Consider the following 13511-nt stretch of genomic DNA (forward strand, 5'->3'; position numbering starts at 1 on the left):
TAACCCCCCTCCAACAACTGTCGACCTTGACAGGTCCAAACGAGTGCTCAGCGCGTGTTCAGCCCCCGCGCTTTGTGAATTAATCACAGTGATGAGTAAGGGTGAGGGTGGAAGTCCACTCACACTACATGTCAGTCAGTGTCTATTTGTATTGGAGCTTCTGTGTAAACACATTATTACCCCAGTTAAAGATCGCTCCTTTGTTGAACGTGAAGGAGTTGTTAACGGTAGTTGTTGAATATTGCCCGTGAAGCGGAATTGCCGCTGCATCGCCAAGCGTGACGGCGGCCAGTGCTAACACCAGCGTGGCGCACCTGGCGCAGGTGGTTATAGTGGACATGGTATTCGCTCCCTGATCCGTCGCAGACAGTGTCGAGCCAATTAAACCCGCGAAAACCCCCTCCAACAACTGTCAACCTTGACAGGTACAAACGAGTGCTCAGCGCTTGTTCAGCCCCCGCGCCAAGCGGTCTCCGCCCAGCTGAATCACCGCCACCAGCAGCACCAACAGCACAATCACCGTGAGCATGATCTGCGTATCAAAGCGCTGATAACCATAGCGGTAGGCAATATCCCCCAACCCACCTGCACCAATCGCCCCAGCCATGGCTGACGAGTTGATCATGGTCACCAGGGTGATGGTGAACCCGCCGACGATCCCCGGTAGCGCTTCGGGCAACAGTACGTGCCAGATGATGTGCCAGCGCCGGCAGCCCATGGCTTGTGCGGCTTCGATCAAGCCGTGGTCGACTTCGCGCAGGCTCACTTCGGCGATGCGCGCAAAGAACGGCGTCGCGGCGATGGTCAGCGGCACTACCGCCGCCCACACGCCGTAGGTGGTGCCGACGATCAGCCGGGTGAAGGGGATCAGCGCCACCATCAGGATCAGAAACGGAATCGAGCGGAACAGATTGACGAACGCCCCCAGCACCCGGTTCAGCGCCGGAGCCTGGTAGATGCCGCCCTTGTCGCTGGTGACCAGGAACACCGCCAGCGGAATCCCCACCAGCAACGCGATCAGCGACGACACGCCGACCATCAACAGCGTGTCGATGGCGCCCTGCACTAAACGATCAAACCACATAACCCAACACCTCCACCTGTTGTGCCCAATGCCCGGCGCGGCTGCGCAGTGTGTCGGCGTCATGGGGCGAGCCATTCACCGCCAGCAGCAATTGCCCCAGGGCATGCCCCTGAATCCGTTCCACGCCGCCTTGCAGCAAGCGCACGCGCCCGCCGAGGGCGCCGAACAGCGCGGCCAGGTCGGGTTCATCGGTGGCGCTGCCGGTGAACTGCAAGCGCAGTACCAGCGCGGCGTCAGCCGAGGCCGGCGTGGGTTGCAGGCGGCTTTGCAGTTCTTCCGACAGGCCGTGTTGCAGCGGCGCCAGCAGGGTTCGGCTGACCTCGTGCCGCGGGTTGCCGAATACTTCCCACACCGGGCCTTGCTCGACGATGCGCCCGTGTTCGAGCACCACCACGCGGTCGCAGATCTCGCGAATCACCGCCATCTCATGGGTGATCAACACGATGGTCAGGCCCAGCCGTTGGTTGATCTCGCGCAGCAGGCAGAGGATCGATTGGGTGGTCTCCGGGTCGAGGGCCGAGGTGGCCTCGTCGCACAGCAGAATCTCTGGGTCGTGGACCAGCGAACGGGCGATGCCTACGCGCTGTTTCTGCCCGCCGGAGAGTTGCGCCGGGTAGGCCTTGTGCTTGTCCTTCAGGCCCACCAGCTCCAGCAGTTCACGCACCTTCTGCTCGCGCTGCAACTTGGGGACGCCGGCGACTTTGAGCGGCAACTCGACGTTCTGCCACACGGTCTTGGCCGACATCAGGTTGAAGTGCTGGAAGATCATGCCGATGCGCCGCCGCAGCGCCACCAGGCGGTCTTCGTCGAACGCGCCGATGTCGACTTGATCGATCAGCACGCGCCCGCTGCTGGGCTGTTCCAGGCGGTTGATGGTGCGGATCAGCGACGACTTGCCGGCGCCGCTGCGGCCGATGATGCCGAACACTTCGCCGCGCTGGATCGCCAGGTCGATGCCTTGCAGCGCGTGTACCGTGCCGTCATAGGTCTTGCCCAGGTTGATAAAGCGCACATGAGCGCGGTTGAGGTGCGGATGCAGTTCAGTCTGCTCGGCGTTCCTGGGTGGTGTGCCCAGGTCGCGCAGTTGGATGTTGGCGGCCGTCATGTTCAACCTTCCCAGCCGACTTGGTAGAGCTTGCCGAGGGATTTATCCAGGGCGGCGCGCACCACCGGCGAGTGTTGGTAGAGGTCGACGAACTTGATCACCCGCGGGTCGGTTTTGGCTTTCGGCTGGATCACGAACTGGATCACGTATTCCGGGTGGTCGAGGCCGTCGAACAGCAGCGCCGACTCGGCATCGAAGGTCTTGGACAGGCGGATATACGCCGGATAACCCTGCACCAGATCCGCATCGTCATAGGCGCGCACCAACTGCACGGCCTCGACTTGCAGGATCTTGAGCTGCTTCGGGTTGGCGATGATGTCTTCTTCGGTGGCCTTGTAACCCACGCCCGGCTTGAGCGTGATCAGCCCCGCCTTGGCCAGCAGTTGCAGGCCGCGCCCGCTGTTGATCGGGTCGTTGGCAATCGCCACGCTGGCGCCTTGGGGCAGGTCGTTGAAGCTTTTGTATTTTTTCGAATACAGCCCGACGTTATTGATGATGCCCGGTGCATACGGCACCAGATCAAACCCGGCGGCGGCCTTGGCGTTTTCCAGGAAGGGGATGTGCTGGAAGTAGTTCACGTCGATATCGCCGGCGGCCAGGCTGACGTTGGGCGCGATCCAGTCGGTGAACTCCACCAGCTCGACGTTCAAGCCTTGCTTGCCGGCCTCGGCCACGGCGGCTTCCAGGGGAATTGCGAAGGCCGCGGTGGTGCCGACTTTCAGCGGCGTGTCGGCGGCGAACAGCGTCGAACTGAACAACCCGAAGGCCAGGGCCAGGGCTTTGACTGGGTGGGACAACAGGGTCTTTTTCATAGGTAGTTTCCAATGTGTAGGAGCGAGCTTGCTCGCGAAAAACTTGAGGGCGCTGCGGGGTATCAGGGGCCCCGCGTTATCGTTGACGATCTTCGCGAGCGAGCTCGCTCCTACAGGGGGCCGTGGCGGTAGGTGGAGCCGGTGTGTTGTTCGGGTAAGCGGGCGCCGCCGTGGAAGACTTTTTCCCGCAGCGTTCCAGTGTCGTAAGCGGTCTTGTACGACCCACGCTTCTGCAACTCCGGCACCACCAGGTCGATGAAGTCCACATAGCTTTCCGGGGTGACGATGCGCGTGAGGTTGAAGCCATCCAGCCCGGTTTCAGCGACCCAGGATTCCAGCTCGTCCGCCACTTGCTCGGGCGAACCGACCACGGTGATGTAGCGCCCGCCGAGGGCATGCTGCTCGAGCAATTTGCGGCGGGTCCAATCGTTGTTCTGCAGGTGCTGGGTGGCGGACTGGATCGCGTTGCTCTTCACGTACTGGATCGGTTCGTCGAGGGCGTACTGGGAAAAATCGATCGCCGTGGACGCCGAAAAATGCGCCACGCCGGCTTCCGCGCTGGCATAGCTCAGGTACTCGGCATGCTTGGCCCAGCCCAGTTCCTCAGTGGCGCCAACGATCACGTTGAGGCCCATGAACACCTTGATGTCGTGCGGGTTGCGCCCGGCCGCCACGGCGCTGGCGCGCACCTTGTCCACCTGGAGCCGGGTGCTGGCCTTGTCCCGCCCGCTGATGAACACGCACTCGGCATGCCGCCCGGCGAACACCAGGCCACGCGCCGAAGTGCCAGCCTGGAACAGCAGCGGTGTGCGTTGCGGCGACGGTTCGCACAGGTGATAACCCTCCACCTGGTAGAACTCACCGTGGTGCTCTACTTTGTGCACCTTGCCCGGCTGCGCATACACCCGCGCCTGCGGATCGTTGAGCACGGCGTCGTCTTCCCAACTGCCTTCCCAGAGCTTGTAGAGCACCTGCAGATACTCATCGGCCTGGTCGTAGCGTCGGTCATGTTCGACCTGTTCGGTCAGGCCCATGGCCTTGGCGGCGCTGTCGAGGTAGCCGGTGACGATGTTCCAGCCGACCCGACCACGGCTCAGGTGGTCGAGGGTGGACATGCGCCGGGCGAACAGATACGGCGGCTCGTAGGTCAGGTTGGCGGTCAGGCCGAAGCCGAGGTGTTGGGTCACGGCGGCCATGGCCGAGAGCAGCAGCAACGGGTCGTTGACCGGCAGTTGGATCGACTCTTTGAGCGGCACGTCGATGGCGTCCTGGTACACGTCGTAGACGCCGACGATATCGGCAATGAACAACCCGTCGAACAGCCCGCGCTCCAGGGTTCGCGCCAGGTCGGTCCAATACTCGAGGGTTTTGTACTGGGTGGACGTGTCCCGCGGGTGCGTCCACAAGCCGTGATTGATATGCCCGATGCAGTTCATGTTGAAGGCATTGAGCAGGATTTTTTTCTTCGCCATTCAGATGGTCCCCCGCAGTGGCGGTTTTTTATCGTTGAGGTAGTAATTACCCACGGCGTGGTACTTCCAGCGCACCGGGTCGTGCAGGGTATGCACGCGGGCGTTGCGCCAGTGGCGATCGAGGCCGTGCTCGGCCAGGGTCGCCTGGCTGCCGGCCAGTTCGAACAGCGTGCTGCCGGCCGCCAGGGAAATTTCGGTACTCAGGGCGCGTGCTTCGGCGACCGCGATCGAGGCGGCGGCCACGGTCTCGGCGTGGCTGTCGGCCTGGGCGCGGTCGAGAAACTCGCCCGCGCGCTCCAGCAAGGCTTCGGCGGCGTGCAGGCGAATGCTCAAGTGGCCGAAGCTCTTCAGCGTCAGCGGGTCTTCGCTGGCCTTGTCGCTGCCGGAGTCGATCCACGGGCGGGTCTTGGTGCGTACAAAGTGCAGCGCGTCCTCGAAGGCGGCGCGGGCGATGCCGGTGTCGATGGCGGCGTGGAGGATCTGCGCCAGCGGGCCGACGGTGGTCGGGCGTTCGAAGGCGCTCTGGAACGGGAGCACGTCGTGCGCTGCGACCCGCACGTTGTCGAACACCACCGAACCGCTGCCGGTGGTGCGCTGGCCGAAGCCGCTCCAGTCGTCGATCACCGTCAGGCCCGCGCTGTCGCGGGGCACGAAGGCCAGGTGCTGGATGCCGTTCTCGTCCACCACGGAGGTCGGGATGCGTTGCGCGTAGATCGCGCCGGTGGCGTAGAACTTGCGGCCATTGATCCGAAAACCGTCGCCGTCGCGGGTGAGGCGGGTCACGCGGTCGTGGGCGGTCTTGGTGCCCAGTTCCGCCAGGGCGTTGCCGAAGCGCTGGCCGGCCAGCACCTCGGCGTACAGGCGTTGTTGCTGCGCGGGGCTGCCGTTCACGCGCAGCACTTCGAGGGCGTAGAAATGGTTTTGCGGGATCTGGCCCAGCGAGGCGTCGGCCTGGGCGATCAGCGCGATGACCTTGGCCAGGGTGACGTTGGACACGCCAGCGCCGCCATAGGCTTTCGGCACGCTGATGCCCCACAGGCCGGAACGCGAAAATACGTCCAGTTCGGGCAGCGGCAGGCGGCGCTCGCGGTCGCGCTGGGCGCTGTCGCGGCGCAGGTCTTCAGCCAGGTCGCTGGCGACAATCAGGGCTTGTTCGTCGCTGGTGATGAGCGCGACGTGGGTAGATAAAGTCATCGGTGTTCTCCAGAAGCGCGTGGAAAAAGTGTTCTGGGCGGTTAGATCCAGGAGTGACGAGCCGGCAATGTGCCGTTCAGGCGATAAGCGCCCACCGCGTGATACTTCCAGCGCACCGGGTCGTGCAGGGTGTGGACCCGGGCATTGCGCCAGTGGCGGTCGAGGTTGAATTCGGCGAGGGTGGCGCGGCTGCCGGCCAGTTCGAAGAGTTTTTCGCTGGCCAGCAGCGACACTTCGGTGGTCAACACCTTGGCCTCGGCCACGGCAATCGAGGCGCGTGCGGCGGACTGCGCGGTGATCGGCGCGGCGCTGACCTGGTCCAGCACCTGGCCGGCCTTGCGCAGCAGGGCTTCGGCGGCGTGCAGTTCGATCTTCAATTTGCCGATGTCGGCGATCACATACAGGTCATCGCTGGCGCGTTCGACCTTGGCGTCGATCCACGGGCGTGAGCGCTCGCGGACGAACGCAATGGTGTCATCCAGCGCGCCACGGGCAATGCCGGCGTCGATGGCTGCCTGGATCAATTGCGAGACCGCGCCCTGGATATTCGGGCTTTGGCCGAGGCGCCAGTTTTCGACCACCAGCTCTGCGTCCACCGGCACCCGGTCGAGCAGCACGGTGCCGCTGGCGGTGGTGCGTTGGCCGAAGCCGGACCAGTCGTCGACGATGCGCAGTCCTTGCGTGCCACGGCGCACAAATGCCATGACCTGCTTGCCGTCGTCGTTCAGCGCCTTCACCGCGACCCAATGGGCGAACAGGGCGCCGGTGGAGTAGAACTTCTGGCCGCTGATCACGTAACCGTCGCCTTCGGCGCTGATCCGCGCCTTGAGCTCCAGGGTGTTTTTGGTGCCGCGCTCCGGGCCGCCGTTACCGATGCGCCAGCCGTCGAGCACGCTCTGGAACAGCTGTTTTTTCTGGCGCTCGGTGGCCGCGCCCTGCAGCAGGTGCAGGATGCCGAAATGGTTTTGCGGGATCTGCCCGAGGGCCGGGTCGGCCGCGCTGATGATCGCGAAGACTTCGGCCAGGGTGGTGAACGACACCTGCGGGCCGCCGTACTCGCGGGGAATGGAAATACTGCCCAGACCACTGCGGGTGAATTGCTCGATCTGCGCCCAGGGCAGCTTGCGCTGCTGGTCGCGCTTGGCGGCCTGTACGCGCGCGGCCTGGGCCAACTCATGGGCCGCGCTCAGCGCTTGGGCATCGTTGCGCAGCACAACGGCCGGCAACAGCAGGGGGGCGACGTCCAGATCACTCTGGGGGGGGGTTAGAGCCAAGTTAGACATCAGCGCCGCTCCTTGGCTGCACGTAATGCCCTGGCGTTCTGCACCGGGGTAATTCTGACCATACCGACCTCGCATTCAATGAAATGGAAACAAAACAATCAGGAATGTCCGGTGGTCCGGTTTATATACCCTAAACGTGTTAAATATTTAAATAAACTAACTTTTAGGAATATGCATAGAAGGGCCGTTACCCACGCTTCAGGGGCGACGCGGTTGATAGATCTGCGCGGCGCTGGAAGGGCGCTTCGGCGTCGCCGGCACATAGGCGGCGATGCGCAGTGTGCGGGCCGGCGCCCAGCGTGAGTTATTGCCCACCCGATCGAGAATGCAGTACGTGACGTCCAGCCGGCTGTCGTCGCCGGCTTCGATGATGATCGCCGACGGCACCCACACCTGCACCGCGATGCCGACGGCTCGGGCCTGGATTTTCGGCAGGTCCAGGCGCGCATCGCCCCAGCGCAGGGTGATGGCGTCGCCGCGGGTCATGTTCAGGTAGGGTTCGATGGTCAGCGGAATACCGCGCCGCACCTGGCTGCTGTTGACGCCGTAGCGACGAATCATGTCGGGCAGGCCCACAGGGGCGAGGTTCTGGTTTTCGTCGCTGTACAGCGCGCTCGGTTGGCCGCCCGGGTAGTTGGTCTTGACCTGCACCGTGGTCACCGCTGAGCGTGCGGGGCCGTGGCCGATCTGCATGACCTGGTAGTGAACCCGCGCATGGCCGTCCTGCACAAAGCTTTCCGGCACCCGCAGTTGGGTGGCGGTGCCGACCTTGCACGCGGTGATACGCCGCGAGTCGGCAAAGCAGTTGTTCCAGAACAGCTCGATCAGGTCACCCTCATCCATGCCGGGGTAGGGCGCGATGTCGACTTGCAGCTGTGTGGCGGCCAGGGCGTTGATGCCGTTGCCAAGTGCCTGGGGCAGGGTCGGGGCAGTGAGCAGGGCCGGGGTTGCGGTGCGCGTCATAGTAATCTCCTTGATGCAGCCAGCAGCAATCGTTCCGGACCCTTGGCGCGGGAACGCGACGGGGGCCGAAAGGAACGATTCAGTGAAAAGCCGGGATAGGATCCAATCCTCTGGGCGCTAGATAAGAGCGTTGGCCGGAGGGCGTCAATGGCGGCAAAAGGCTAAACGGCGGGTTTTGGACGATTCAGAACGGTCTGACTGGGCGCGGGAATTTCGGGGGTGGCGCGGGGGCTGTTTTACTCAGGCAGGCCGGGCGTGTGCGGGAGCGGGCTCCCCCACACGCGTTGTGCTGCCGGTGGGCGCGCGTCAATGCGCGAGAAACTTGCTCAGGAACTGTTTCGTGCGTTCTTCCCTGGGGTTGGCGAACAACGCCTTGGCCTCGCCTTGCTCAACGATCACCCCTTTGTCGAAGAAGATCACCCGGTTGGCGACATCCCGGGCAAAGCTCATTTCGTGGGTGACGATCACCATGGTGCGGTTTTCTTCGGCCAGGCTGCGAATGGTCGCCAGCACTTCGCCCACCAGTTCCGGGTCGAGGGCCGAGGTGGGTTCGTCGAACAGGATCACCTCCGGCTCCATGGCCAACGCCCGGGCAATCGCCACGCGCTGTTGCTGGCCGCCGGAGAGGCGCCGAGGGTAGGCGTCTTCCTTGCCGGCCAGGCCGACCCGCGCCAACAGCGTGCGGCCCAGGGCGGTCGCGGCCTCACGGGGCATCTTCTTGACCACGGTCGGGCCTTCGATGACGTTTTCCAGCGCGGTGCGGTGCGGGAACAGGTTGAAGTTCTGGAACACAAAACCCACGTGCTGGCGCAGGCGCCGCACCAGGCCCTGTTGCTGGTTGAGCGGTTTGCTGCTGTCGATCTCGATGTCACCGACCTTGATGCGACCGCTGGTGGGGGTTTCGAGGAAGTTCAGGCAGCGCAGGAACGTGGTCTTGCCGGAGCCGCTGGGGCCGATGATGGCGACGACTTCGCCTTCCTTGACCTCCAGGTCGATGCCGTTGAGCACCACCTGGCCGTTGAATTGTTTGGTCAGTTTTTCAACCACGATCATGCTTCAAGACTCCAGGTCATGCCGGTTGACCCGGTCTTCCAGACGATTTTGAAAATGCGCCAGGATGCTTGCCAGGACCCAGTAGATCAGGGCGGCGGACAGATACATGGTGAAGATTTCGAAGGTGCGCGCCGACACCAGTTGCGCCTGGCGGAACAGCTCGGGCACCTGGATGGTGGCCGCCAGCGCGGTGTCCTTGACCAGCGAAATAAAGCTGTTGCCCAGCGGCGGCAACGCGGTACGCATCGCTTGCGGCAGGATGGCCCGACGCAGGGTCTGCGCGCGGGTCATGCCGATACTGGCCGCGGCTTCCCACTGGCCGCGCTCGATGGACGCGATGGCGGCACGCAGGATTTCACAGGCGTAGGCGGCCATGTTCAGCGAGAAGCCGATCATGGCGGCCGGGATCGGGTCCAGCTCGATGCCCACTTGCGGCAAGCCGTAGTAGATCAGGAACAGTTGCACCAGCAGGGGCGTGCCGCGAAAGAACGACACGTAGACGCGAGCGACCCCGCGCAGCAGCATGAAGCGCGACAGGCGCATCAAGGCCAGGCCGAAGCCCAGCAGCAAGCCGAAAAACATCCCGCCGAGGCTGAGGATTACCGTGAAATACGCGCCCTTGAGCAGAAAGGGCGCGGAGTCCAGCGCGAGTTGGAAACCTGCTTCCATTATTGAGTGACGTCAGCGTTGAAGTACTTCTCGGACAGCTTCTTCAAGGTGCCGTCGGCGCGCAGTTTGTCGAGCGCCTTGTTCACGGCCTCGAGCAATTCCGGCTCGCCTTTGCGCAGGGCAATACCGGCTTCCTGGCGGGAGAAGGCGTCGCCGGCGGCGGCAGTGTCCTTGGCTTTCTTGGCGTATTCGAGTGCGGCGAGGCGGTCGATCAGAATCGCGTCGATGCGGCCGATGCGCAGGTCCTGGAACTTGGTAGGGTCATCGTTGTAGGTCTTGATGATGGCTTTGGGCTGATTGTCCTTGAGCCATTGTTCGTAGTTGGTGCCCAGGCCCACGCCGACTTTCTTGCCGGCCAGGTCATCGGCGGTCTTGATGGTGTCGACGTTTTTGGCCAGGGTCAGGGCCTGGATGCCGGAGACGGTATAAGGCTTGGAGAAGTCGTACTTCTTCTTGCGCTCTTCGGAGATGGTCACTTGGTTGACGACCGCATCCAGGCGCTTGGATTCCAGGGCGGCGAGGATGCCGTCCCATGGCGTGGCCTGCAGTTTGACCTTGACGCCCAGCTCCTTGGCCAGCGCCTCCGACAGCTCGACCTCGAAACCGCTGAGCTTGCCGCTTTCGTCGACAAAGCTGAACGGTGGGTAAGTGCCTTCGAGACCGATCTTGATCTCACCGGCTTTCTTGATGTTGCCCAACTGTTCGCCGGCCACGGCCTGGCCCAACCAACCAGCGCCGAGGGCCAGGCCCAGAGTGCCGACCAGCAATGTGCGACGGAATACAGAAATAGTCATGAAGAGCCCCTGTGTTGTTATGTTGAGCGAAGCAGGTGACGCGGTAGACGTATCCTGCCTTAAAGCGCGTAGCGCGTCTTCGCCTACGGCGCGATGATAAAGCCGGTTTTTAAGACTTGAAAATAATATAAATCTAAATTGATATTCTATTTTTGAACATGCACTCAATCCAATTGTGGGAGGGGGCTTGCCCCCGATAGGGCCGTGTCAGCTTATGCATGTATCACTGACCCACCGCTATCGTGGGCAAGCCCCCTCCCACATGTTGATCCCTGTTTATTCAGTTAAATACGGCGTTGTAAGCAAACAACGCCGGCGCCCCACCGGTATGCAGGAAAATGATCGGGCCATCCTCAAAGCGCTGACGCCCGATACCGTCCAGCAAGCCGGCCATGGCCTTGCCAGTGTAGACCGGGTCCAGCAGCAAGCCTTCCTGGCTCGCCAATAGCTTGACCGCTGAAAGGGTGCCGGCGTTCGGTTCACCATAACGCGGGCCGAAGTATTCGTCCCACAGGATCACCTTGAAGGCCTCGGGGATGTCCACACCGAGCAACGCGGCGGTGCGTTCGGCCAGACCCTGCACTTTCGGGCGTTGGGCTTCGTCGGTGCGCGACACGGTAACGCCGACGACCGGCAAGTTCGGCAGCCCTTCGCTCAACGCCAGGGCCAGGCCACTGTGGGTGCCCGCACTGCCCGAGGCCAAGACCACGGCGGCGAATTCCAGACCGCTGTCTTCGATCTGCGCGGCCAGTTCCAGCCCGGCCCGCACATAACCCAGGGCGCCGAGCGCGTTGGAGCCGCCGATGGGCACCAGGTACGGCTTCTTGCCGTTGCTGCGCAGGCGATCGGCGAGGGCGTTGAGCTGGTCGTCGGCGTTGTCGAGGTTCTCTACCAACTCGACCTTGGCGTCGAACAGGTCCAGCAGCAGACGGTTGCCGTTGCCGAGGTAGTTGGGGTCTTCGGTGCCGGTGGGGTTCTCCAGCAGGGCGACGCAGCCCAGGCCCAGCTTGGCGGCCAGCGCGGCGGTCTGGCGCACGTGGTTGGACTGGATGGCCCCGGCGGTCACCAGGGTATCGGCACCCTGGGCGATGGCATCGGCCGCCAGGTATTCGAGTTTGCGCAGCTTGTTGCCACCCATGGCCAGCGGTGTGGTGTCGTCGCGCTTGACGTAGATGTCCCTGCCCAGCCAGGTCGACAGCCGCTCGAGTTTTTCCAGGGCAGTGGCGCCGCCCAGCAGTTCCAGGCGGTTAAAACGGTCGAGCTGTTGTTTGATCATGGCTACGCACGGTTGCTAAGTGATGGGGCGACTATAGGCAGGCACTTTTCATCGGGCAACCGCCAATCGTTTATGCTTGATGGTTCTTAGCATTGCACCATTGGTTCTTAAGAGCAGCCGGGGTGCCTATCGTAAAGTGATGGCCATTTTGTCAGGAGTGAATACCGTGAGTGAGCGTTCCAGTCATTGGCAATTACCCACCATTGTCAGCCAACTGCGCAGCGCGCGGGACCAGTGGCGAGCACGCAATGGCCGCATGAGTGGCGAGCATGGCGGTCGCGAGCTGCCTTCGCGCGAGGCCGTGGCGCAGATCCTCGAAGCGCTGTGCGGCGCGCTGTTTCCGATGCGCCTGGGGCCGGTGGACTTGCGTGAGGAAAGTGAAGATTTCTACGTCGGCCACACCCTCGACGTCGCCTTGAATGCCTTGCTCGGCCAAGCGCGCCTGGAACTGCGCTACGCCGCGCGCCAGAGCGGCCAGGATGACAGTGATGTCGACGCCCGCGCCATCCGCCTGATCCAGGATTTCGCCCTGGCCTTGCCGTCCCTGCGCAGCCTGTTGGACACCGATGTGCTGGCCGCCTACCACGGCGACCCGGCTGCGCGCAGTGTGGATGAAGTGCTGCTGTGCTATCCGGGGATACTGGCGGTGATTCACCATCGCCTGGCCCACCATCTGTACCGCGCCGGCCTGCCGTTGTTGGCGCGTATCAGCGCGGAGATCGCCCACTCGGCCACCGGCATCGACATACACCCCGGCGCGCAGATCGGCCCGAGTTTCTTTATCGATCACGGCACGGGTGTGGTGATTGGCGAAACCGCGATCATCGGCGAGCGCGTGCGTATCTACCAGGCGGTGACGTTGGGCGCCAAGCGCTTCCCGGCGGATGAGGACGGGCAGTTGCAGAAAGGCCATCCACGCCATCCGATCGTCGAGGACGACGTGGTGATCTATGCCGGGGCGACGATCCTCGGGCGGATCACCATCGGCAAGGGCTCGACCATTGGCGGCAACGTGTGGCTGACCCGCAGCGTACCGGTGGGGGCGAACATCACGCAGGCGAATCTGCAGCATGACGACGGCACCCAAAAGTAGCGCACGCCCTTAAACATCACACACAAACCTGTGGGAGGGAGCTTGCTCCCGATAGCGGTGGGCCGCTCAATGCATGTGCTGGCTGACCCACCGCAATCGGGGGCAAGCCCCCTCCCACAGGTTGACTGTATTTCAAATGTGAGCAGTATTTCAGTCGGCAACCGCTGGATGATTTGCCTCGTTCAATCATCTACCCCTCAGCCTTGCGGCCAATCGATCACACAAAACCCTGTGGGAGGGAGCTTGCTCCCGATAGCGGTGGGCCGCCCAATGCATGTGCTGGCTGACCCACCGCAATCGGGGGTAAGCCCCCTCCCACAGGTTGACTGGGTTTCAAATGTGAACCGTATTTGAGCCTGCAACCGCTGGATGATTTGCCTCGTTCAATCACCTACCCCTCAGCCTGCGGCCTATCCATGTTCAATTTATCAGCATGACGACGGCACCCAAAAGATCACACAAAACCCTGTGGGAGGGAGCTTGCTCCCGATAGCGGTGGGCCGCTCAATGCCTGTGCTGGCTGACCCACCGTAATCGGGGGCAAGCCCCCTCCCACAGGTTGACTGCGTTTCAAATGTGAGCGGTGTTTGAGTCGGCAACCGCTGGATGATTTGCCTCGTTCAATCACCTACCCCTCAGCCTTGCGGCTCATCCATGTTCAATTTATCAGCATGACGACGGCACCCAAAAGATCACACAAAACCCTGTGGGAG

The 13511-nt window shown here is 62.8% G+C and carries 13 protein-coding genes; 1 reads left to right on the plus strand and 12 read right to left on the minus strand.

The genetic code is table 11. The features are described from left to right. Window positions 1-142: 142 nt before the first annotated feature. The 12 genes from NR164_RS20095 to NR164_RS20150 form a co-directional block, all read right to left on the minus strand. Window positions 143-340 carry a hypothetical protein gene (locus NR164_RS20095; RefSeq protein WP_152031980.1) on the minus strand — a complete coding sequence of 66 codons (198 nt, stop codon included), beginning with the start codon at window positions 338-340 and terminating at the stop codon, window positions 143-145. Between the two features lie 99 nt (window positions 341-439). Then, window positions 440-1084, minus strand: a complete 645-nt coding sequence (locus NR164_RS20100; RefSeq protein ID WP_010214125.1) for a methionine ABC transporter permease — start codon at window positions 1082-1084, stop codon at window positions 440-442. Beyond that, a complete protein-coding gene (locus NR164_RS20105) occupies window positions 1074-2189 on the minus strand; it encodes a methionine ABC transporter ATP-binding protein (protein WP_256823174.1) in 1116 nt (371 codons plus the stop codon). The genes NR164_RS20100 and NR164_RS20105 overlap by 11 nt, the downstream gene beginning before the upstream one ends. 2 nt (window positions 2190-2191) lie before the next feature. Then, entirely contained in the window at window positions 2192-3001 is an 810-nt protein-coding gene (locus NR164_RS20110; RefSeq protein WP_256823175.1) for a MetQ/NlpA family ABC transporter substrate-binding protein, read from the minus strand. A 110-nt stretch (window positions 3002-3111) separates the two neighbouring features. Further along, window positions 3112-4473 carry an LLM class flavin-dependent oxidoreductase gene (locus tag NR164_RS20115; RefSeq protein WP_256823176.1) on the minus strand — a complete coding sequence of 454 codons (1362 nt, stop codon included), beginning with the start codon at window positions 4471-4473 and terminating at the stop codon, window positions 3112-3114. Next, entirely contained in the window at window positions 4474-5667 is a 1194-nt protein-coding gene (locus NR164_RS20120; RefSeq protein WP_256823177.1) for an SfnB family sulfur acquisition oxidoreductase, read from the minus strand. A 41-nt stretch (window positions 5668-5708) separates the two neighbouring features. Next, window positions 5709-6950 carry an SfnB family sulfur acquisition oxidoreductase gene (locus tag NR164_RS20125; RefSeq protein WP_046385060.1) on the minus strand — a complete coding sequence of 414 codons (1242 nt, stop codon included), beginning with the start codon at window positions 6948-6950 and terminating at the stop codon, window positions 5709-5711. A gap of 198 nt (window positions 6951-7148) precedes the next feature. Beyond that, window positions 7149-7913 (minus strand): hypothetical protein, encoded by a 765-nt coding sequence (locus tag NR164_RS20130; protein ID WP_017848590.1) that lies wholly within the window; start codon window positions 7911-7913, stop codon window positions 7149-7151. A 306-nt stretch (window positions 7914-8219) separates the two neighbouring features. After that, window positions 8220-8966, minus strand: a complete 747-nt coding sequence (gene tcyN, locus NR164_RS20135) for an L-cystine ABC transporter ATP-binding protein TcyN (RefSeq protein WP_046385059.1) — start codon at window positions 8964-8966, stop codon at window positions 8220-8222. Window positions 8967-8969: 3 nt separating this feature from the next. After that, the gene (gene tcyL, locus NR164_RS20140) at window positions 8970-9635 is read right to left on the minus strand and encodes a cystine ABC transporter permease (RefSeq protein ID WP_017848588.1); all 666 of its coding nucleotides are present in this window, start codon (window positions 9633-9635) and stop codon (window positions 8970-8972) included. Further along, complete coding sequence (tcyJ, locus tag NR164_RS20145; protein ID WP_017848587.1) at window positions 9635-10429, minus strand: cystine ABC transporter substrate-binding protein; 795 nt, start codon at window positions 10427-10429, stop codon at window positions 9635-9637. Before tcyJ ends, tcyL begins: the two co-directional genes overlap by 1 nt. A 280-nt stretch (window positions 10430-10709) precedes the next feature. Further along, the gene (locus tag NR164_RS20150; RefSeq protein WP_177033071.1) at window positions 10710-11705 is read right to left on the minus strand and encodes a D-cysteine desulfhydrase; all 996 of its coding nucleotides are present in this window, start codon (window positions 11703-11705) and stop codon (window positions 10710-10712) included. A gap of 166 nt (window positions 11706-11871) precedes the next feature. Between NR164_RS20150 and epsC the strand changes: the two genes are divergently transcribed. Continuing rightward, window positions 11872-12798 carry a serine O-acetyltransferase EpsC gene (epsC, locus tag NR164_RS20155; RefSeq protein WP_079442627.1) on the plus strand — a complete coding sequence of 309 codons (927 nt, stop codon included), beginning with the start codon at window positions 11872-11874 and terminating at the stop codon, window positions 12796-12798. Window positions 12799-13511: the final 713 nt, after the last annotated feature.

It is taken from the genome of Pseudomonas sp. Pse79 (assembly GCF_024519615.1).
Lineage (GTDB): Bacteria > Pseudomonadota > Gammaproteobacteria > Pseudomonadales > Pseudomonadaceae > Aquipseudomonas > Aquipseudomonas veronii.

Coding starts and splice junctions, on each gene's coding strand:
- NR164_RS20105 (WP_256823174.1), bottom strand. CDS start 2,189: ATGACGGCCGCCAACATCCAACTGCGCGACCTGGGCACACCACCCAGG.
- NR164_RS20110 (WP_256823175.1), bottom strand. CDS start 3,001: ATGAAAAAGACCCTGTTGTCCCACCCAGTCAAAGCCCTGGCCCTGGCC.
- tcyN (WP_046385059.1), bottom strand. CDS start 8,966: ATGATCGTGGTTGAAAAACTGACCAAACAATTCAACGGCCAGGTGGTG.
- NR164_RS20120 (WP_256823177.1), bottom strand. CDS start 5,667: ATGACTTTATCTACCCACGTCGCGCTCATCACCAGCGACGAACAAGCC.
- NR164_RS20100 (WP_010214125.1), bottom strand. CDS start 1,084: ATGTGGTTTGATCGTTTAGTGCAGGGCGCCATCGACACGCTGTTGATG.
- NR164_RS20115 (WP_256823176.1), bottom strand. CDS start 4,473: ATGGCGAAGAAAAAAATCCTGCTCAATGCCTTCAACATGAACTGCATC.
- NR164_RS20130 (WP_017848590.1), bottom strand. CDS start 7,913: ATGACGCGCACCGCAACCCCGGCCCTGCTCACTGCCCCGACCCTGCCC.
- tcyL (WP_017848588.1), bottom strand. CDS start 9,635: ATGGAAGCAGGTTTCCAACTCGCGCTGGACTCCGCGCCCTTTCTGCTC.
- NR164_RS20095 (WP_152031980.1), bottom strand. CDS start 340: ATGTCCACTATAACCACCTGCGCCAGGTGCGCCACGCTGGTGTTAGCA.
- NR164_RS20150 (WP_177033071.1), bottom strand. CDS start 11,705: ATGATCAAACAACAGCTCGACCGTTTTAACCGCCTGGAACTGCTGGGC.
- NR164_RS20125 (WP_046385060.1), bottom strand. CDS start 6,950: ATGTCTAACTTGGCTCTAACCCCCCCCCAGAGTGATCTGGACGTCGCC.
- tcyJ (WP_017848587.1), bottom strand. CDS start 10,429: ATGACTATTTCTGTATTCCGTCGCACATTGCTGGTCGGCACTCTGGGC.